The sequence below is a fragment of the Brevundimonas naejangsanensis DSM 23858 genome (genome assembly GCF_000421705.1).
Classification (GTDB): domain Bacteria; phylum Pseudomonadota; class Alphaproteobacteria; order Caulobacterales; family Caulobacteraceae; genus Brevundimonas; species Brevundimonas naejangsanensis.
This window is the reverse complement of the sequence record NZ_ATXN01000002.1, coordinates 91,142-109,917: the sequence shown is the minus strand read 5'-3', so window position 1 is coordinate 109,917 and position 18,776 is coordinate 91,142. Positions and strand designations below refer to the sequence as shown.

The window sequence follows — 18,776 nt, the reverse complement described above, 5'->3', positions numbered from 1 at the left end:
TGGACTCTCAGCTTCTTTTTGCGGTGTCGAGGACGCGCTCGGCGGCCCTCAGAATGGGAAGATCGATCAGCTTGCCGTTCAGCAGGGCCGGGCCGCCCTCGGCCGCCTTAAAAATCTCGATGACCTTGTTGGCGTGGTCGACCTGGGCCGGCGTGGGAGTCAGAGCCTCGTGCACGCCCTTGACCTGATCAGGATGGATGCAGGCGCGGCCGGTAAAGCCCATAGCCCGCACGCGGCGCGTCGCTGCGATCAGCCCGTCCGGATCGCGGACATCGAGGAAGGGCACGTCCAGAAGCTGCACCCCCGCCCGCGCGCAGGCTGCGACCAGTCGTCCCCGCGCATAGGCCAGGGCGTCCCATTCCATGTCCGAACCGATATCGACCGAATAGTCGGCGCCGCCGAACAGCACCCCCTGAAGTCCCGGCGCGGCGGCGATGTCCCAGGCGTTCTTCAGGCCCTCGGCCGACTCGATCACGACCCAGAGCGGAGCGTGATCCGGCCCCAACTTCTGCGACAGTAGGGCGACCTGATCGGCGCTTTCGGCCTTGGGCAGCATGATCAGCGTCAGGCCTGAAACGCCCTTCAAGGCCTCGACATCCGCCTCGAACCAAGGCGTCCCCACGCCGTTGATGCGCACCGCCGCCGGGCGCGTGGCGACAAAGGCCGCCGTCGCCGCCCTCGCCTCATCCTTGGACTGTGGCGGGGTGCCGTCCTCCAGGTCGATACAGGTTACGTCGGCGCCTGCCGCCAGCGCCTTTTCAAACCGCTCGGGTCTGGCGCCGGGAACGAAGAGAAGAGAACGGTGGATCATGGAACTCACACTTAATTGTCCGGACAATCTAGGGGGCAGAATTTGTCCGGTCAAACAGTTTCAAACGGCTTCAGACTGACGGCGGCGGAACAGCGGCGGCGAAGGCGGCGGCGATCTCTTCGCGCGAGGCGATCCAGACATCCGACCGGGTTTTCACATGATCCAGAAAAGCCTTGAAGGCGCCGATCCGACCGGGACGGCCGATGATCCGCAGATGCAGGCCCAGGCTCATGTACCGAGCCCCCAACTCATTCGCTTCGTCGTACAACTGGTCGAAAGTGTCGATGGCGTAGGCCGTCCAATTCTGGGGCGTCAGCGACGGCGCCAGCCAGAACTTCATGTCGTTGGAATCGATGGCGTAGGGCAGCACAACCATCGGCGACTTCGACCCGTCCGCCATCTCAACCAGATCCCAATAGGGGAAGTCGTCGGAATAGTCGTCCATATGATAGGCGAACCCCTCCTCCACCAGCAGGCGCCGCGTGATGTCGGTATGGAGATAGCGCGACAGCCAGCCTGACGGACGCTTGCCGGTCGTCTGCACCAGCGAGTCGCGGCCCTTGCGGATATAGTCGCGCTCGGCCTCTTCCTTCATCCAGTACTGGTGCGCCCAACGCCAGCCGTGGCAGCAGACCTCGTCGCCGCGCGCGACAATGGCCTCGGCCAGCCAGGGCGCGCGTTCCAGCGCCAGGGCCGCTGCGGTCCAGGTCGCCTTGACCCCCGCACGGTCCAGTTCACGCAGCACCCGCGGCGCCCCGGCGCGGATGCCGTACTGGTAGTTGCTCTCATTGCCGTGGACGCGCATCGCCCGCTTGGGCGAGGCCGACAGTTCATCGACGGGCTCCGGCCCCCGGTCGCCGTCAAGGATGTTCTGCTCGGCGCCTTCCTCGACATTGACGACGATGGACAGGGCCAGCTTGGCGCCGTTCGGCCAGGTGAAACCTTCCGGCGCGAGGGCGGGCGTGGCGGGCGGGCGGTTCATTAATGCGGCTCCTCTCCGCCCGAGACGTTGAGGCTCTCGGCGGTGATGTAGGCGGCCTCCTCAGAGCAGAGGAAGGCGACGGCGTTGGCGGTGTCCTGGGTCAGGCCGGGGCGCTGCATCGGGATGCGCGCGGCCATCTTCTGCAGATAGTCCTCGACCGAATCCGCCCCGGTAACCTTGGCGAAATACTCGTTCTGCCACGCGCCCAGCCCCGTCGTGACGTGGTTCGGGCAGACGTTGTTGACGGTGATCCCAAGCGGGCCCAGTTCGATGGCGGCCGAGCGCACAAGGCCGACAAGGCCATGCTTTGACGCTGTATAGGCCTGAGCATGAGGAAAGCCGGACTTGGCGGCCTGACTGGCGATGTTGACGATGCGGCCGCCTTTTTTCTGCGCCGCCATCACGCGGGCGGCCGCCTGAAGGCCGAAGAAGGCGCCGGTCAGATTGACGCCGATGACAGCGCTCCAGTCGTCTGGCGTCACCTCAAGCAAGGGCTTCATGATGTAGCCGATGCCTGCGTTATTGACCCAGATATCCAGGCCGCCGTGCGCCGAGACCGCATGGTCGGCCAGGGCCTGAACCTGAACCGGATCACGCACGTCGCAGGCGAAGGTCGAGGCCGCCCCGCCCAACGCGCGCAAATCAGCGGCGATGGCCTCCATCTCCTCGGTGGCGCCGATCATGGCGCCGGGCGTCGCGGCGTCGCGCGAGGCGCCGATATCGGAAATCACCACCGCCGCCCCCTCTGACGCCAGGCGGACGGCGATGGCCTCACCCAGACCGTGACGGCGGCCCGATCCGGTGACGACCGCAACCTTGCCGGTAAAGCGACCCATCAGAGCCGCTCGGTCAGAACAAAGACGACATCGGCCATGCCCTGGAAGTCGCCGGCGATCTTCTGCATCAGGGGCGTGGCCACGTCCTGGCCGAACGCCTCCATGTCCGCCACGTCGATGATCTCGAAATAGGCATAGGGCGGCGGCGCATCCGAACCGAGAACGGCGGTAGAGCGAAACACCTCGAATCGCTCGATGGACGGAAGGCCCGTCACGGTCGGAATGTCCGTCGATCGCGCCCAGGCTTCATAGTCGGCGACCGACACCCCAGGCTTCAGATTGAAATAGGCGATGATCCGGGTGCCGGCCATCTACGTCCTCCCCTATCAGGCGGCAGCCTTGCGCCGCCGCGTCAGATAAAGATATAAACATAGACCATTTGCTTGGGAAAGCCCGGAAGCGAGGTTTGCATGACCGCCTCCCCCTCCATCGCCAACGCCGGTCCGGCCCAGACCTATGACGGGCCGCCGGACTATCAGGCCGTCGGACGCCACGCCGTCTTTCCGGAAACGGACCACGACGAGGTCGCGCGGCTGAACTTTCTGGCGCAGATGAATCGGCACCTGTCGACCCGCGTGATGCCGTTCGTGAAGACGGCGTGGGAGCAGCGTGTAGAGCCGAATCTGGTCAAGACATCCGGACAACCGAAGTCGCGCCATGATGTCCGCAAGGCGCTGACCGCCGATCCCATGTTCCAGACCTGGTCCGCCCTTCGTCGCCTGACGATGGAGCAGCGCCAGCAGGCTGGTCGCTGGACTGCCGTGCGTCAGGCCGAAAGCCTGGCCGCCAAGGTCCGTGACCTGACCGAAGGCGACCCTCGGCTGCAACTGAACCCCGACCTGCCGATCCCGCGCTATGTTTCAGCGGTCGATCACCACTGCATGCCCGGCAGCTATCATTCGGAACTGTTCGAGGGCGATGTCAGCGTCGCCGCCAGCTATGATCACGGGATCTTCGCCACCACCGGCGGCATGCTGGGCCGCTATCTGGACGGCGGCGGTCAGGCCGTGGCCGCCTGGATGAAGAAGACCCATCCCGATTTCCAGCCGCGCCGCATCCTCGATATCGGCTGCACCCTGGGGCACAACATCGTGCCGATCGCCCAGGCCTTCCCCGAGGCGGAAGTGATCGCCATCGACGTGGGCGCCCCCATGCTGCGCTATGGGCTGGCGCGGGCCAAGTCGCTGGGCGTCGAGAACATCACCTTCGTTCAGGCTGACGGTTCGGATCTGTCGCGTTGGGCGGACGGCCATTTCGACTGGGTGCAGACGACCATGTTCCTGCACGAACTGTCCTACGCCTCGATGAAGGCGATCTTCGCCGAAAGCCATCGCGTCCTGGCGCCCGACGGCTTCGTCCTGCACGTCGAACAGCCGCAGTACACGCCGGATATGTCGCTGTTCGAACAGGCGATGCGCGACTGGGACTGTTTCTACAACAACGAGCCCTTCTGGAGCACGCTGCACGAGATCGATCTGGACGGCTGGCTGGTCGAGGCGGGCTTTGCGCGCGATCGCCTGCTGCATGTCGGCGTGACCGCCGTGGTCGACCGGGAGTTGTTCCCCGACGCCGCAGACGACGATAGCGAAGATTTCGGCCGCAAGGCCGCCTGGCACGTCATCGGAGCCCGCAAATGAGCCTGCCCCTCGCTCTTGATGTCGCCTCGGCCAAGCCCGCAGGCAAACGCCCCTACTTCATGGAACAAGAGGTCGAGCGGGTTCTGGGCATCGCCATGGCTGCGGTGCAGGAACTGGCCGTCGCCCGCCAGCGCATGGACACCCTGGAGCGGATACTGGAAGCCAAGGGCGTGATGACGCGCGACGAAATCAACGCCTTCCGTCCGGACGCCGATCAGGCCGCCGAACGAGGCCTGTGGATGCAGGAATACCTGGTGCGCGTCCTGCGCAACGTCCAACAGGAAGGCGAGGCCATCAAGGCCGACGCCAGGGGCGACATCCGATCCGAGGAAGTGGCCGCAGAGCTTTCGGAAGACGCCTGATGCAGATGCTACGCGCGGCGACCCTGACGACGCCCGACCCTCAGGGCGCCGCCCGCCGCTATGGCGAATGGCTGGGTTATGAAACGGTAGAGACCAGCTTCATCGAGGCTCCTCTGGCCGCCAGCTGGGGCGCGCCCGCTGTCGAAGGAAAACCTCAGGTCGTCTGCAGGCCGGAATCGGGCGCGCCGCTTTTCCTGCGTTTCGTCAAAGGAGAGGCGCCGCAGTCCTATCGCCCCTTGCGATCCTTCGGCTGGGCGGCGACCGAGATCTGCGTCTCAGACGTTCTTGCCGTGCATGACCGGATGCAGCAGCCGGGCTGTCCGTTCGAAGTGATCGGGCCGCCGCGCCGTCTGGACGGCATGCCCATGATCCACGCCATGCAGGTGCGCGGCCCGGATGGCGAGATCGTCTATCTGACGCAGATCGAGGACGACCCGCCGGGGATGCGCCTGCCGCGTGCGCGCAGCCTGATCGACCGGATCTTTATCATGGTCCTGGCCTGCTCGGACCTGGAAGCCTCCAAGAGCTGGATCGAAGCCGTCCTTGGCGCGAAGACGACGCCCACGATGACGATCACCTACACCATGCTGGCCAAGGCTTTTGACCTGCCTGTCGAGCGCAAGCACCCCATCGCTATGGCCCTGCATGACAGCGACGGCTTCCTGGAGTTGGATCAATACCCGGAAGCCGCCGTTCAGCGGCCGCGTGGCCAGGGCAAGCTGTTTCCCGGCGTGGCCATGACCACCTTCGTCCATCCCGACCTGAAGGCCGTGGGTGCGCCGTGGTTCTGCGCCCCGAGCGTGCGTGAAGGCGCGATCTACGAAGGCAAGGCTGTCGGGACCGTGATCGGCCCCGACGAAACCCTGATCGAGCTGGTTCAGGTCTGATCGAACCGACGATAACGCCCCATCAGCAGCAGCAGCACCGCCGAGATCAGCAGCAGCACCGCCGAGACGTGTAGAGGCCTTGCATAGGAACCGCTCTTGTCGAAGCCTGCGCCGAACACCACCGGCCCGAACCCGGCGCCCAGGGCGAAGAAGCCATAGAGGGCGCCATAGATGCCGCCATAGCCCTTCATTCCGAAGTAGCGCGCGACCAGGAAAGCCATCAGGTCGTATTCCAGACCCGCCGCAAAACCGATGACGAAGATCGACAGCGCCGTCACCGTCACATCCGTTCCGCCCGCCGCCAGGTGCCAATAGGCCAGGGCGGGAATAGCCAGGAAGATAAAGGCCACGCCCGGCGCCCAGAAGCGGTCGATCAGCCAGCCGCCCAGGATACGCCCTATGATCACCGACAGCCCGATCAGCGAGGCCAGCCAGACGATGTCCGAGGCGCCGAAACCGGCCTGCCCCAGGATTTTCTCCATGTTCGGGATCGAGCCGCCGACGGCGAAGCTGACCAGCAGGAAGGCTGCGCCCAGCAGCCAGAAGCGCCATTCACGCAGGGTCTGGCCGAACGTCAGCCCCGGCGTGCTCTCGGACAAGGCCGCCTGACGTGCGCGCCGCTCGGCGACGCTTTCACCGGCGGCGGCGCCCTTGTCCTTGAACCAGAAATAACCGATCGGCAGCGCCAGGATCAGAGGCAGCGCGCCGATCGCCACATAGGCGCCGCGCCAACCGAACTCAGCCACCAGCCAGGCCGTCAGCGGCTTGACCAGGAAGCCGAACAGGCCGGTTCCCAACAACGCCACGCCCAGGGCCAGGCCCTTGCGCGCCTCGAACCAGTTATTGACGGCCCGCGTCCAGGTGATGGGCAGCGTCCCCGCCCCCGCCACGGCCATGACGGCCCAGGTGGCGTAGTAGAGGACCAGCGAGCCGTTCGACAGGGCGAAACCCATGAAGCTGAAGCCGAACAGCACGACCGAGATCAGCGCCACCAGTCGAACGCCGAACCGGTCCGCCAGCATCCCGACCACAGGCGCCGCCAGCAATACCGTCAAGGTCATGACCGTCAGCCCGGCCATGATCTGTCCGAAGCCCCAGCCAAAGGCCTGGGCCAGGTGGGGCGCCAGCGCGCCGGTCGTATAAAGGGGGACGGGCGACAGCCCCAATCCGATCCCCAGCATGGCGGCGACCACTACTGGCCACCCCTGGCGGAATTCGCCGTATCCGCTCGCCTTCTCGTTCATTTCGCCTCTTCCCTGTTTTTCTTTCGGCTTCTGCTTTGTTCGACGGACGCTTCTAGACGGCGCCCTTGTCGACAAGTTTCTGGATCACCTTGCGTTGACGCTCGGCGTAGAATGGAGGCGTCGGCGTGATCGGCGCGCCTCCATCGTCCAGCAGGCTGTTGCGCGGCTGAATGTCGAAGCCTTCATAGGCCTCTCGCCATAATTCCATCGGCTGACGCGACAGGATGTTCGCCATGCCGGGACGACGACGGTAACGGCGCAGCCCTGCGATATCGATTTCGGCGTAGCCCGTCATGCTCTCGCCATAGCCCGCCTCGGCCAGCACCAGACCGCGATAGTCGATGACCTTGGAACTGCCGTCGGTCGAGGCGCGCGGGATGGAAATGCCGTCGATGCCGGCGCTGTTGGCCGACACCACATAGGCCAGATTTTCGATCGCCCGCGCCTGTTTGGCGATGTTCTTGGGGCTGGGTATCGGCGAAGCCGCCTCGCTGGTCGGATGAATGATCACCTCGGCCCCGCGAAGAGCCAGAGCGCGCGCGATTTCGGGGTAGAGAATCTCTTCCGACGAAATGGCCGCCAGCCGCCCGATCTCGGTATCGACGACCGGGAAGAGGGCGTCCTTGCCGTAGACCTCCACATAGCGGTCGTAGACGTCATAGGGGCTGGGCGCGAACATCGACACCAGACGCCGGTTGCGCAGCACCGTTTCGCCCGAGGGCGCGACGACGAACGAGGTCTGGAAATAGAGGCCGGGGAAATGCGGATCGCGCTCATAGGCGTTGCCGCCGATGAAGACGTCGGCCTCCGCCGCGATCCGGCCCAGGGCCTGATACTCGGGGCCGTCGATTTCCAGCGCCGCCTTTTTCGCCCAGAGCGCCGCCGGCTCGCCCATCGGGAAACCCGTCAGAAAATATTCCGGCAGAACCACGAGCCGCACATCGGCGCCGATGAACCGTTTGGAGCCCAGAATCTGCATCCGGATGCGCTCCAGAGAGCGGGCCATGCGTTCGCGCGCTGTCTCGACCGTCTGATCCGCGTTCACGGCGTCGCAGACCGTCTGTAGGGCCAGGGCGATGTAGGGTTCGGGAATTGACATAGAAGTTTCAGACCAATCTGTCATATTGATATAATTAAAGGCGCGTCATGCGACGCCATGATCCTTTCAACCGCAAGAAAGCTTCACGATGACCGGCGACGCCTGGCCCTTCCCCTCTACGCCCCAGTTGGATGAGAGCCTGCCGACCCCGCTGTATCACCAGATCTATCTGGTGCTGCGCGAGCAGATCCGGTCGGGCGCCATTCCCGCCAACGCCCTGCTGCCTGGCGAGCAGCACATGGCCAAGATTTTCAACGTGTCTCGGATCACGGTGAAGCGCGCCCTGAACGAACTGGCCGCCGATGGCCTGCTGAACCGCCATCGCGGCCGGGGCACCATCGTCACCAACGCTGCAGCCGTGCCGGTGGTGAAGGGCTCGTTCGACAATCTGCTGGAAAGCCTGCGGATCATGGGACTGGAGACGGAGATCGAGGTGCTGGACGTCACCGACATGCCCGCCGACGCCCTGACGGCGGACGCCCTGGAGGTGCCTGTCGGGACGCGACTGCAGCGCGCCGTGCGGCGTCGCAAGCTGCAGGGAGAGCCTTTCTCGCACCTGGTGACGCACATTCCCGGCGAGATCGCCGACCGTTTTTCGGTCAGGGACATGGCCACGACCTCTCTGCTGGTTCTGCTGGAACGCAGCGGGGCGGCGGTGTTTGATGCGGAGCAGTCGATTACGGCGGTTGCTGCTGAGCCGCAGGTGGCTTCCGCTCTGGGCGTGGCTCTGGGCGCGCCGCTGCTGAAGGTCGAGCGTGTCATGCGCGACGTGAACGGACGGCCGGTGCAGCTCATCCACTCCCACTATCGCTCTGACCGCTTTCAATATCACGTCAAGACCCACCGCAGAAAACCCCCCGCCGCCAATGAGGGCGGGAAAGCCGATAACTGACGCTTGCAATCCTGACACAGTTCAAATGATATAGGAATATGTCATTTGAAGGCGCAGCCATGAGCCGTATTCCCGAGGCCCAGAAGCCTTTTCCGCACCCAGCGACCGACCTTGCCATCCGCAACCCAAGGACCGGCCATCGCGACGAAGTCATCCGTCAGGCTTCGTCCGACGACGTACGAAAGATCGCTGAACGGCTGAGAGAAGGCCAGATTTCATGGGCGAAACTGGACTTTCCGGCCCGCCTTGAAACGCTCTCCCGTTTCGCCGAGGAACTGGCGCTGCGCCGCCCCGCCCTGACTCAGGCGCTTGAGGCTGACACTGGCCGACGCCGGATCGCGGGAATAGAGGCCGGCGTTATCGACGGCATGCTGGCGGGTGTACGCCACGCCGCTCAATCATTCGGACAAATGGAATGGCGACACGGCCTCGCCGCGCCGCATATCCGGCATACCAGCCAGTGGACGCCTTACGGCCTCGTCGGCGTCATCAGTCCCTGGAACTTCCCGTTCCTGCTGTCGATGATCGACGCCCTGCCCGCGCTCGCCGCGGGATGCGCCGTTTTGGTCAAGCCTTCTGAAGTAACGCCGCGCTTCGTCGGCCCGGTGATGGAAGCCGTCGCCGCGACGCCCGGCCTTGGCGAGGTGTTCGGCTTTGTTCTGGGCGGCGGCGAAACCGGTCAGGCCCTGGCGGCTCAGGTCGACTGCGTCTGCTTCACCGGTTCGGTGTCCACCGGCCGAAAGGTGGCCGTCCAGGCCGCTCAGCGCTTGATCCCAGCCTTTCTGGAGCTCGGCGGAAAAGATCCGATGATCGTCCTGGAGGGCTCAGATCTGGACGCCGCGACCGACGCGGCCCTGCGCGGCTGCGTCCTGTCCACCGGCCAGGCCTGCCAGTCCATCGAGCGCCTCTATGTGGCGCGAACCATCTACGACGATTTTCTGGAGCGCCTGGTCGCCAAAGCCGCCGCAGTACGGCTGAACCATCCGGACATCACGAGCGGCGACATCGGCCCGCTCATCTTCGAAAAGCAGGGCGCCGTGCTCCAGGCGCAAATCGACGACGCCAAGGCCAAGGGCGCACGCGTCCTGACCGGCGGAACTGTCGAGACTCTCGGAGGCGGCCTATGGCTGCGTCCGACCGTCATCGCCGACGTCGATCACACAATGGACGTGATGCGTGAAGAAACGTTCGGGCCCCTCTTGCCTGTTATGGCGTTCGACGACGAGGATGACGCCGTGCACCTGGCAAACGACAGCGATTACGGCCTTTCCGGCGCCGTCTTCGCTCCTGATCTGGATAAGGCCGAAGAGATCGGGCGGCGCTTGGAAGTCGGCGCGATCAGCCTGAACGACGCCGCCCTGACCGCCCTTTTCCACGAAGCAGGCAAACAAAGCTTCAAAGCTTCCGGCCTCGGCCCGTCGCGCATGGGCGCCGACGGCCTCGGACGATTTCTGAGACGCAAGGCCCTGATCGCCAACACGGCCCGCCCGGCGCCGCTGGCGGCCTTTCGTGAGGAGCCGGACCGCTAGAGGATCGATGCTCTTGGGCAGGTCAGCGGCGGCAACGTTCAGCCAGAGCAGCGTCGTCAGCGGCCTGTCGACGGCTCGACCTTGGTGTCTACGGGCTGATCGAGGTCGATGCCCGCCAGATCATAGCCGCGTCGGAAATCCATGATGTGACGCTCCATCCAGTCGCGCGCGGCGACGGCGTCGCGCTGGCGTAGCGCGCGCAGGATTTCCCGATGCGCCTCTAAGACGCGCGCGGGCGACAGGTCCGCCGTCCGAGGGTGGCGAAACAGTTTTTCCAGCGACGGATAAAACAGTAGCGACACCGGCTCGCGCGACATCAGCAGCACCCGATTGCAGGCGGCCTCAGCGATCAGGGCGTGGAACTCGACGTCGAGGGCGATGATGGAGCGGCCTTCGGCCAGGGCCTTCTCCATAGCGGCGACATTGGCTTCCAGCCTTTCGATGACCGCCGCGTCGATCAAAGGCGCCGCCATTTCGACCGCCCAGACCTCCAGCCTCAATGCCACCTCCCACAACTCGCGGAAGGTCACGCCCTGCATCAGCAAGGCGCGCGATCCGCGCGGCGCCAGGTCTTCATGATGAGGTAAAACGGCGTGCAGGCGCCGTCCCGCTTCTCGCCGGACAAGGCCGCTCTGTTCCAGGGCGCGCATCCCTTCGCGAACCGTGTGTCGCGTGACGCCGAACTGTTCAGCCAGTTCCGTTTCCGTCGGCAGGGGCGAGCCCATGGGAATCCGGCCGCTGAGAATTTCCTCCTCCAACGCCCGGTGAACCGCCTCATACGCCTTGGGGATCGTCAGGCGCTTCAGGTGATTTGTCATCTAGACTCTCTTTGTCCAACAATCCAACAATAGGCTATCAGGCATCGACTGGGCCGCCAATGCGGGAGATTGTTCGTGCCGGACCGCCCATGACCGCAGCCTTGGAGCCCTGAACGCATGAGCCATCCCCTGATTGTCCGTCGCGACCTGGATTTCATGCTGCACGACTGGCTGAAGATGGAGACGCTGTTCCAGGCGCCCGCCTTCGCCGACCACAGCCGCGAGAGCGTCGACGCGGTGCTGGACCTGTCGGAAAACCTCGCCATCGATCTATTCCTGTCTCACTACAAGGCGGCCGATGCGGCTGAGCCTCGGCTGGAGGATGGGCGGGTGATCACCCTGCCCGCGATCAGGACCGCTCTGGAGCAATACGCCGAGCTTGGCCTGTTCTCCGCGGGCTTCGGCGAGGAACTGGGCGGACTGGGCCTGCCCTATCTGGCCTGTTCGGCGTCGTTCGCCTTATTCGCCGCCGCCAATATCGCCACGGCGGCCTATCCGATGCTGACGACAGCCAACGCCCGCCTGATCGCCGAGTTCGGCACGCCAGCTCAGACCGAGGCCTTCGCCCTGCCCCAGATCACGGGCCGGTGGTTCGGCACCATGTGCCTGTCGGAGCCGCAGGCCGGCTCGAACCTGGCGGACGTGCGCACGCGCGCCGTGGCCGACGGCGAAGACGAACTGGGCGCCCGCTATCGCCTGTCCGGCAACAAGATGTGGATCTCGGGCGGCGATCAGGACATCAGCGACAACATCGTCCACCTGGTGCTGGCCAAGATTCCGCTGGACGACGGCGCCCTGCCGGACGGCACCAAGGGGCTGTCGCTGTTCATCGTGCCAAAAATCCTGCCGGACGGTCAGCGCAACGACATCAGCGTGGCAGGCCTGAATCACAAGATGGGCTATCGCGGCACGGCCAATTGCCTGCTCAACTTCGGCGAGGGTGAAGGCGCTATCGGCTGGCGCATCGGCGAGCCGGGGCGCGGCCTGCAACAGATGTTCCTGATGATGAACGAGGCGCGCATCGGCGTCGGTCTGGGCGCCGCCGCCCTAGGCTATCGCGGCTATCGCCATGCGCTGGCCTATGCGCAGGAGCGTGTGCAGGGACAGCGCCCGGGTCAAGCCGGTTCGGTCGCCATCATCGAACACCCCGACGTTCGCCACATGCTGCTGACGCAGAAGGCCTATGCCGAGGGCGCGCTGGCGCTGTGCCTCTATTGCGCCAAGCTGGTCGACCAGCCAGACGATCCTGACGCCGCCGCCCTGCTGGGCCTGCTGACTCCGGTAGCCAAGACCTGGCCGTCGGAATACGGCCTGGCCGCCAACGACATCGCCATCCAGATTCATGGCGGATACGGCTACACGCGCGATTTCGATGTGGAGCAACTCTATCGCGACAACCGGCTGAACCCGATCCACGAGGGCACGACCGGCATCCAGGGTCTCGACCTGCTGGGCCGCAAGCTGTTGCGCGCGGACGGAGCCGGGCTTGCGGTGCTGGAACGCCGTCTAGGCGAAACCTGCGGTCAGGCGGCGCAGAGCGCCGATCTGGCCGACGCCGCCGACACCCTGCGCGCCGCCTGGCAAGACATCCTGCGCGCTCTGCGGGCGATCCAGAACCTGCCCGAAGCAGCCCGGATGGACAATGCGACCGCCTTCCTGCGCGCGTTCGGCCATGTGGTCACGGCCTGGCTGTGGCTGGATCAGGCCAGGGCGGCCAGCCAGGCGCCCGCCGACGCCTTCCACGCCGGCAAGGTGACCGCCTGCCGCTATTTCTTCGAGTTCGAGCTTCCCAAAGTCGGGCCGTGGCTGGCCGCCGCCGTGTCAGCCAGTGACCTGACCGGCGCCCTGAGCAACGACAGCTTCTGATCCCTCCTCCCCTTCCTACATCCTATCGAGATCGACCATGTCCGACGTCTTCATCGTCTCCGCTGTCCGCACCGCCATCGGCGCCTTCGGCGGCTCGCTCAAGAACCACGCCCCGACCGAACTGGGTGCGCTTGTGACGCGCGAGGCCATTGCGCGCTCGGGGCTCAATGCTGAACAAGTCGGCCACGTCGTCTTCGGCCAGGTGATCCCGACCGAGCCGAAAGACGCCTATCTGGCGCGTGTCGCTGCGGTGAACGGCGGCGTCCCGCACGCGACGCCCGCCATGACGGTGAACCGGCTGTGCGGCTCGGGCCTGCAGGCCATCGTCTCGGCGGCGCAGGCGATCCGGTTGGGCGATTGCCAGGTCGCGATCGGCGGCGGTGCCGAGGTCATGAGCCGCGCGCCCTTCCTGTCGACCGGCATGCGCTGGGGCCGCAAGATGGGCGATGAAGTCCTGATCGACGCGCTGAACGGCGCTCTGACCGATCCGTTCGGCGACATCCTGATGGGAGTCACGGCCGAAAACGTCGCCGAGCGTTACGGAATCAGCCGCGAGGACCAGGACCAACTCGCCGCGACCAGCCAGGCCCGCGCCGCACACGCCATCGCCGAGGGCCGCTTCACCAGCCAGATCCTGCCCGTCCAGATCAAGGTGCGCGGCAAGCCTGCGGAATTCGCCGTCGACGAGCACGGCCGCGAAACCACGGTGGAAGATCTGGCCAAGCTGCGCCCCATCTTCCGCGCCGAGAACGGCACGGTCACGGCAGGCAACGCCTCGGGTATCAACGACGGCGCGGCCGCCGTCGTCCTGGCTGACGAGGCCACGGTCAAGGCGCAGGGCCTCAAGCCGCTCGCCCGTCTGGTCGCCTATGCGCACCAGGGCGTCGATCCGGCCTATATGGGCATCGGCCCCGTGCCCGCGACCCGTACGGTTCTTGAGCGCGCCGGGCTGAGCGTCGCCGACCTGGACGTGATCGAGGCCAATGAGGCTTTCGCGGCCCAGGCCTGCGCCGTCAGCCGCGAACTGGGCTTCGACCCGGCGAAGGTCAATCCGAACGGCAGCGGCATCTCGCTGGGCCACCCTGTCGGCGCCACCGGCGCCATCATTACCACCAAGCTGGTGCATGAGTTGCAACGGATCGGAGGGCGTTACGGCCTGGCCACAATGTGTATCGGCGGCGGTCAAGGCATCGCCGCCATCTTCGAACGGGTCTGATCAGCAGTTTCAAAGGGGACGGATGAACTCCATCCCCTTCGCCTGATCTTAAAGAACTTCGAACAGTCCCGCTGCACCCATGCCGCCGCCCACGCACATGGTGACGACGACATAGCGGCCGCCGCGACGGCGGGCTTCGATCAGGGCGTGGCCGGTCATGCGGGCGCCGCTCATGCCGTAGGGGTGGCCGATGGAGATGGCGCCGCCGTTGACGTTCAGCCGCTCGTCCGGAATGCCGAGCTGATCGCGGCAATAGAGCACCTGAACCGCAAAGGCTTCGTTCAGCTCCCACAGGTCGATGTCGCTGACCTTGAGGTTGAAACGCTCCAGCAGGCGCGGTACGGCCACGACCGGGCCGATGCCCATCTCGTCCGGCGCGACGCCCGCAACAGCCATGCCGACATAGCGGCCCAGCGGTTGCAGGCCCCGGCGCTCGGCTTCCTTCGCTTCCATCAACACGCAGGCCGAGGCGCCGTCCGACAGTTGGCTGGCGTTGCCCGCCGTCACCGTGCCGTCAGGGAAGACGGTGCGCAGGGCGGCCAGCCCCTCGGCCGTGGTGTCGGCGCGGGCGCCCTCGTCCTGTTGCAAGGCGACGTCGCGCCAACTGACCTCGCCGGTCTGTTTGTCGACGACCTTCATGCGCGAGGCTAGAGGCACGATCTCATCGTTGAAACGACCCGCCGCCTGCGCCGCCGCCGTGCGCTGCTGAGACTGCAGGGCATAGGCGTCGCACGCCTCGCGCCCGATTCCATAACGCCGCGCCACCGTCTCGGCGGTGTCCAGCATGGACATATAGGCGTCCGGCTGATGCTGCAGGACCAGAGGGTCCGGCTCGATGCGGAGCTGTTCGGTCTGGACCATCGAGATGGACTCCACCCCGCCCGCCACCGCGATCTGCATCTGGTCGACGATGATCTGCTTGGCCGCAGTGGCGATGGTCATCAGGCCCGAAGAGCACTGGCGATCCATCGTCATGCCCGCGACCGAGACGGGGAAACCGGCCGCCAGGGCCGCGTTGCGGCCTATGGTCTGCTGAACGCCCTGCGGCAGGGAGCAGCCGATGATGCAATCCTCGATCTCGGCCGGATCGACGCCTGCCCGCTGAACGGCATGGCTCAGGGCGTGGGCGGCCAGAGTCGGAGACGGCGTAGCGTTGAAGGCGCCGCGATAGGCTCGCCCGATCGGTGTGCGGGCGGTCGAAACGATGACAGCGTCGCGCCTCATGCCGTCACCGGGCCTTCCACGCCCGCCGAGGCCATTTCCTGGGCCGCCTGCTGGAAGCCGAAGGCGGGGACCGCCTCGCCGGTGCGGTCAGCCGCCTCGCCCCAGCGCGCGATCAGCTGTTCGCCGGCGTCCTCGGCCCTGCCGATGCGCACGCCCTGCGTCAGGGTGATGTTGGCCGTGGCGAAGTGACCGGCGCCCGCGCACAGGATGGCCCGCGTCGGGGCGTCCTCGCCGACCAGGGCCAGCAGGCCGGGGCTGACCAGGGCCGGGTCCAGCGCCTTCAGCACCTCTTCGGACAGGATGCCCGCCGTCATCTGTGTCGCCGCCGTCGGGGCCAGGGCGTTGACCTTGATGTCGTATTTGGCGCCTTCGATGGCCAGGGTCTGCATCAGCCCGACCTGAGCCAGCTTGGCCGCGCCGTAGTTGGCCTGGCCGAAGTTGCCGTACAGGCCCGAAGACGAGGTGGTCATGACGATGCGGCCATAGGTCTGGGCGCGCATGATCTCCCACACCGCCTTGGAGCAGATGGCGGCGCCCATCAGGTGCACGTCCACCACCAGGCGGAAATCGTCCATCGTCATCTTGGCGAAGCTCTTGTCGCGCAGGATGCCGGCGTTGTTGACCAGGATGTCGATCCGGCCCCAGGCCTGCATCGCCGCATCGACCATCGCCTGCACTGCGTCCACGTCGGTCACCGACCCGGCCGCCGCCATCGCCTGACCGCCCGCCGCGACGATCTCGTCCACGACCCCCTGCGCCGCCGCCTCGGCCAGATCATTGACCACGACCCGCGCGCCGTGCGAGGCCAGATACAGCGCGTGACAGCGGCCCAGCCCCCCGCCCGAACCCGTCACGATCGCCACTCGGTCCTTCAGCAACATCCCTGCAAACTCCTGTCTCGAAACCAATAGAAACCGATCACCGTGCGCCGTATTCAGCGCGCAGCTTCAGCTTGTCGATCTTGCCGGTAGCGGCCAGCGGCATCCGCTCCAGCCGATAGACGGCGTCGGGGATCCACCATGACGCCACCCGCCCCTTCAGCGGCTCCAGCAGAGCCTCGTCGTCTTCAGGCGCTTCGGCCGAAACCTCCACCAACAGGATCGGACGCTCGCCCCATTTGGGGTCGCTTTTGCCGATGACCGCCGCCAGCGCCACCCCCGGCAGGGCGCCGACGACGGCTTCGATCTCGGCCGGGTTAATCCATTCGCCGCCGGACTTGATCAGGTCCTTGGCTCGGCCGGTGATGGTCAGGTTGCCCTCTTCGTCCAGTCGCGCCAGGTCGCCGGTGGCGAACCAGCCGTCCGCGTCGACGGCGTCTTGATCCTGACCGAAATAGCGACGCACGACGGCGGCGCCGCGAACCTTCAGATGGCCCTCGAAGCCGCGTTGTTCGGGCAAGGACTGCCCCGCTTCATCCGTCAGCAACAGGTCGACCCCCACCGCGGGACGCCCCGAGACGCCCGCTGACCGACGCACTTCCTGCGGCGAGGCGACCGTGCCGGAGGGCGACAGCTCGGTCATGCCCCAGCTGGTCTGAACGATGACGCCCAGCCGCTTCTCAATCCGCTCCATCAAGGCTGGAGCCAGCGGCGCGCCGCCCATGATGATCCTTTCCAGCGACGGCAGCTCCAGCCCCGCCGCCTCGACGTGCTCCAGCAGTGACAGCCAGACGGTCGGCACGCCAACGCCCGCCGTGACGCCCTCGGCGATGACCAGACGCGCCAGACTGGCGCCGTCCAGCCGCCGCCCCGGCAGCACCAGCTTAGCCCCGACCGCCGCCGTAGCGAACGGGAGGCCCCAGGCGTTGGCGTGAAACATCGGCACCACGGCCAGCAGGCTGTCGCGACTGGTCACCGCCATGACGTCGGCCTGGAGTACGCGCAGCGTATGCAGGAAGCTGGAACGGTGGGTGTAGGTCACGCCCTTGGGCGCCCCGGTCGTGCCCGAGGTGAAGCACAGCCCGCAGGGCGCGGTTTCGGGGAAGTCGCCCCACACGACCGGAGGATACGCCTCGGCCAGCAGCGGCTCCAGCACGGCGATCTCGGCCCGGCCATGCGGCAGGGCGGAGATCGCCTCGGCCTGATCCAGCACCAGTATGCGTGAAAGCGGCGACAGGTCCGCAATACGGCTGGCCAGATCGATCAGGTCGGGACTGATGAACAGGATTTTCGCCTCGGACTGGGCCAGCATGGCGGCCAGTTGCTCGGCGGTCAGGCGCGGATTCAGCGTGTGGCAGACCGCGCCCATGCCCATGATGGCGAACCAGGCCTCGACATGGCCCTGAGTATTCCAGGCCAAAGTGGCGACCCGATCCCCCTGCCCCACGCCCCAGTGACGCAGAAGCGCGGAAATCTTCAGGCTGCGGCTGCGCAGGGCGGCATAGCCGATGCGCACAACCGAGCCGTCGTCACGCGCCGTCGCCACCTCGGCGTTCGGCCGCCATTTGGCTGCGTGGTCCAGAAATTTGTCGAGGGTCAGGGGAAAGGACTGAACGTCCCCGTCGTTCATCATCATGGGTTGCGTATCCCTTCGGGCGCGCGTAGACGCCGCTAACGCGAAACAGGAGGCGGTCAGGCAGCCGCCATCAATCGTCGGACAGAGCGCCGGTCATTGCGGCAAGGGCGGCGGCTTCGCGCGAACCGCCAGCCCCTTCGCAGACGGCCCCCTCGCAGATGGCCATGAAGCCGGCCGCCATGAAGCGGGCCATGCGGGTCTTCACCGCTTCAAAATCGTCGGAGTCGCACAAGCCGCCCGACAGGCGGTTGATCCGACCCGTCCGCGCCAGCGTCAGCATCAGGGCGCCGGTGACGAAGTGGTAGCCCCAAAAGATGTCTTCCTCGGCGCAGTCCGGCAGGGCCCGCTTCAACAACTCGATCAGCTTCAACACCACCGGATCGAAGTGGAAGTCCATCAGCTCGGCCCCATAGGGCGTGTTCGAGGACAGGGCGCCCAATACGCCGTAGTTCTTCCAGTTCTCTCCGCCCTGGCTGTAGAGGTCCAGGTCCGTATCGAGGAAGGCGCGAAGGGCCGCCTCGACCGTCGGACGACCGCCCTCCGCCGCCGCCTCGCAGTCTTCCAGCGCCTTCATCCGCAGGGCGACGGTGACGCCCGCACGCCGAGCGATGACGTCGTCGTAGAGCTTCTTCTTGTCGGTGAAATAGTAGTTCAGCAGGGTGTGATGGACACCGACCCGCTGGGCCACATCCTTCAGCGTCACCCCGTACAGGCCGTGCACCGAGAACAGATACTCGGCCGCGTCGAGGATCTGCTCCATGGTTTCGGCGCGCTGCTCGACCTTGCTGCGCGGGCGGCGCGGCCGGGCCGCAGGCTTGCGGGGTGCGACAGGAGATTCCGGAGGGGCATCAGACGCCAT

18 protein-coding genes are annotated in these 18,776 nt (G+C 66.0%); 7 read left to right on the top strand and 11 right to left on the bottom strand.

The window, feature by feature from the left end; translation table 11 throughout:
* Positions 1–7: 7 nt before the first annotated feature.
* From H556_RS0100735 to H556_RS0100720, 4 genes are all read right to left on the bottom strand, one after another.
* Positions 8–811: an HpcH/HpaI aldolase/citrate lyase family protein gene (locus H556_RS0100735; protein ID WP_029673093.1), complete on the bottom strand. Its 804-nt coding sequence runs from the start codon at positions 809–811 to the stop codon at positions 8–10.
* A 70-nt stretch (positions 812–881) separates the two neighbouring features.
* Complete coding sequence (locus H556_RS0100730) at positions 882–1,793, bottom strand: polysaccharide deacetylase family protein (protein ID WP_024352615.1); 912 nt, start codon at positions 1,791–1,793, stop codon at positions 882–884.
* Complete coding sequence (locus H556_RS0100725) at positions 1,793–2,629, bottom strand: SDR family NAD(P)-dependent oxidoreductase (RefSeq protein ID WP_024352614.1); 837 nt, start codon at positions 2,627–2,629, stop codon at positions 1,793–1,795. Before H556_RS0100725 ends, H556_RS0100730 begins: the two co-directional genes overlap by 1 nt.
* Entirely contained in the window at positions 2,629–2,940 is a 312-nt protein-coding gene (locus tag H556_RS0100720; RefSeq protein WP_024352613.1) for an REDY-like protein HapK, read from the bottom strand. The genes H556_RS0100725 and H556_RS0100720 overlap by 1 nt, the downstream gene beginning before the upstream one ends.
* Before the next feature lie 99 nt (positions 2,941–3,039).
* Here H556_RS0100720 and H556_RS0100715 point away from each other — a divergent pair, with 99 nt between their 5' ends.
* From H556_RS0100715 to H556_RS0100705, 3 genes are read left to right on the top strand one after another with little or no spacing between them, the layout of a single operon-like run.
* Positions 3,040–4,266, top strand: coding sequence for a class I SAM-dependent methyltransferase (locus H556_RS0100715; protein WP_024352612.1), 1,227 nt, complete (start codon positions 3,040–3,042; stop codon positions 4,264–4,266).
* Entirely contained in the window at positions 4,263–4,628 is a 366-nt protein-coding gene (locus H556_RS0100710) for a hypothetical protein (protein WP_024352611.1), read from the top strand. The genes H556_RS0100715 and H556_RS0100710 overlap by 4 nt, the downstream gene beginning before the upstream one ends.
* Positions 4,628–5,515 (top strand): hypothetical protein, encoded by an 888-nt coding sequence (locus H556_RS0100705; protein WP_024352610.1) that lies wholly within the window; start codon positions 4,628–4,630, stop codon positions 5,513–5,515. Before H556_RS0100710 ends, H556_RS0100705 begins: the two co-directional genes overlap by 1 nt.
* Here the strand turns inward: H556_RS0100705 and H556_RS0100700 are convergent.
* Positions 5,506–6,759 carry an MFS transporter gene (locus H556_RS0100700; protein ID WP_024352609.1) on the bottom strand — a complete coding sequence of 418 codons (1,254 nt, stop codon included), beginning with the start codon at positions 6,757–6,759 and terminating at the stop codon, positions 5,506–5,508. The genes H556_RS0100705 and H556_RS0100700 overlap by 10 nt on opposite strands.
* Before the next feature lie 52 nt (positions 6,760–6,811).
* On the bottom strand, positions 6,812–7,858 hold the full coding sequence (locus tag H556_RS0100695) for a nitrilase-related carbon-nitrogen hydrolase (RefSeq protein WP_051130193.1): 1,047 nt from the start codon (positions 7,856–7,858) through the stop codon (positions 6,812–6,814).
* Positions 7,859–7,946: 88 nt separating this feature from the next.
* Here H556_RS0100695 and H556_RS0100690 point away from each other — a divergent pair, with 88 nt between their 5' ends.
* Both H556_RS0100690 and H556_RS0100685 read left to right on the top strand, forming a co-directional pair.
* The gene (locus H556_RS0100690; protein WP_051130192.1) at positions 7,947–8,750 is read left to right on the top strand and encodes a GntR family transcriptional regulator; all 804 of its coding nucleotides are present in this window, start codon (positions 7,947–7,949) and stop codon (positions 8,748–8,750) included.
* Between the two features lie 59 nt (positions 8,751–8,809).
* Positions 8,810–10,279 (top strand): aldehyde dehydrogenase family protein, encoded by a 1,470-nt coding sequence (locus tag H556_RS0100685; RefSeq protein WP_024352606.1) that lies wholly within the window; start codon positions 8,810–8,812, stop codon positions 10,277–10,279.
* 56 nt (positions 10,280–10,335) lie between these two features.
* On the opposite strand, the gene H556_RS0100680 is transcribed toward H556_RS0100685, so the two are convergent.
* Positions 10,336–11,097, bottom strand: coding sequence for a FadR/GntR family transcriptional regulator (locus H556_RS0100680; RefSeq protein WP_024352605.1), 762 nt, complete (start codon positions 11,095–11,097; stop codon positions 10,336–10,338).
* Between the two features lie 117 nt (positions 11,098–11,214).
* Here H556_RS0100680 and H556_RS0100675 point away from each other — a divergent pair, with 117 nt between their 5' ends.
* Together H556_RS0100675 and H556_RS0100670 are read left to right on the top strand one after the other, a co-directional pair.
* On the top strand, positions 11,215–12,963 hold the full coding sequence (locus tag H556_RS0100675) for an acyl-CoA dehydrogenase (RefSeq protein WP_024352604.1): 1,749 nt from the start codon (positions 11,215–11,217) through the stop codon (positions 12,961–12,963).
* 37 nt (positions 12,964–13,000) lie between these two features.
* The gene (locus tag H556_RS0100670) at positions 13,001–14,179 is read left to right on the top strand and encodes an acetyl-CoA C-acyltransferase family protein (RefSeq protein WP_024352603.1); all 1,179 of its coding nucleotides are present in this window, start codon (positions 13,001–13,003) and stop codon (positions 14,177–14,179) included.
* A 48-nt stretch (positions 14,180–14,227) separates the two neighbouring features.
* Here the strand turns inward: H556_RS0100670 and H556_RS0100665 are convergent, their stop codons facing one another.
* The 4 genes from H556_RS0100665 to H556_RS0100650 all read right to left on the bottom strand — a co-directional run bounded on the left by H556_RS0100665 (position 14,228) and on the right by H556_RS0100650 (position 18,776).
* Complete coding sequence (locus H556_RS0100665; protein ID WP_024352602.1) at positions 14,228–15,403, bottom strand: acetyl-CoA C-acyltransferase; 1,176 nt, start codon at positions 15,401–15,403, stop codon at positions 14,228–14,230.
* A complete protein-coding gene (locus H556_RS0100660) occupies positions 15,400–16,284 on the bottom strand; it encodes an SDR family NAD(P)-dependent oxidoreductase (RefSeq protein WP_024352601.1) in 885 nt (294 codons plus the stop codon). The genes H556_RS0100665 and H556_RS0100660 overlap by 4 nt, the downstream gene beginning before the upstream one ends.
* 37 nt (positions 16,285–16,321) lie before the next feature.
* A complete protein-coding gene (locus H556_RS0100655; RefSeq protein ID WP_029673087.1) occupies positions 16,322–17,917 on the bottom strand; it encodes an AMP-binding protein in 1,596 nt (531 codons plus the stop codon).
* A gap of 70 nt (positions 17,918–17,987) precedes the next feature.
* Positions 17,988–18,776 (bottom strand): TetR/AcrR family transcriptional regulator, encoded by a 789-nt coding sequence (locus H556_RS0100650; protein ID WP_024352599.1) that lies wholly within the window; start codon positions 18,774–18,776, stop codon positions 17,988–17,990.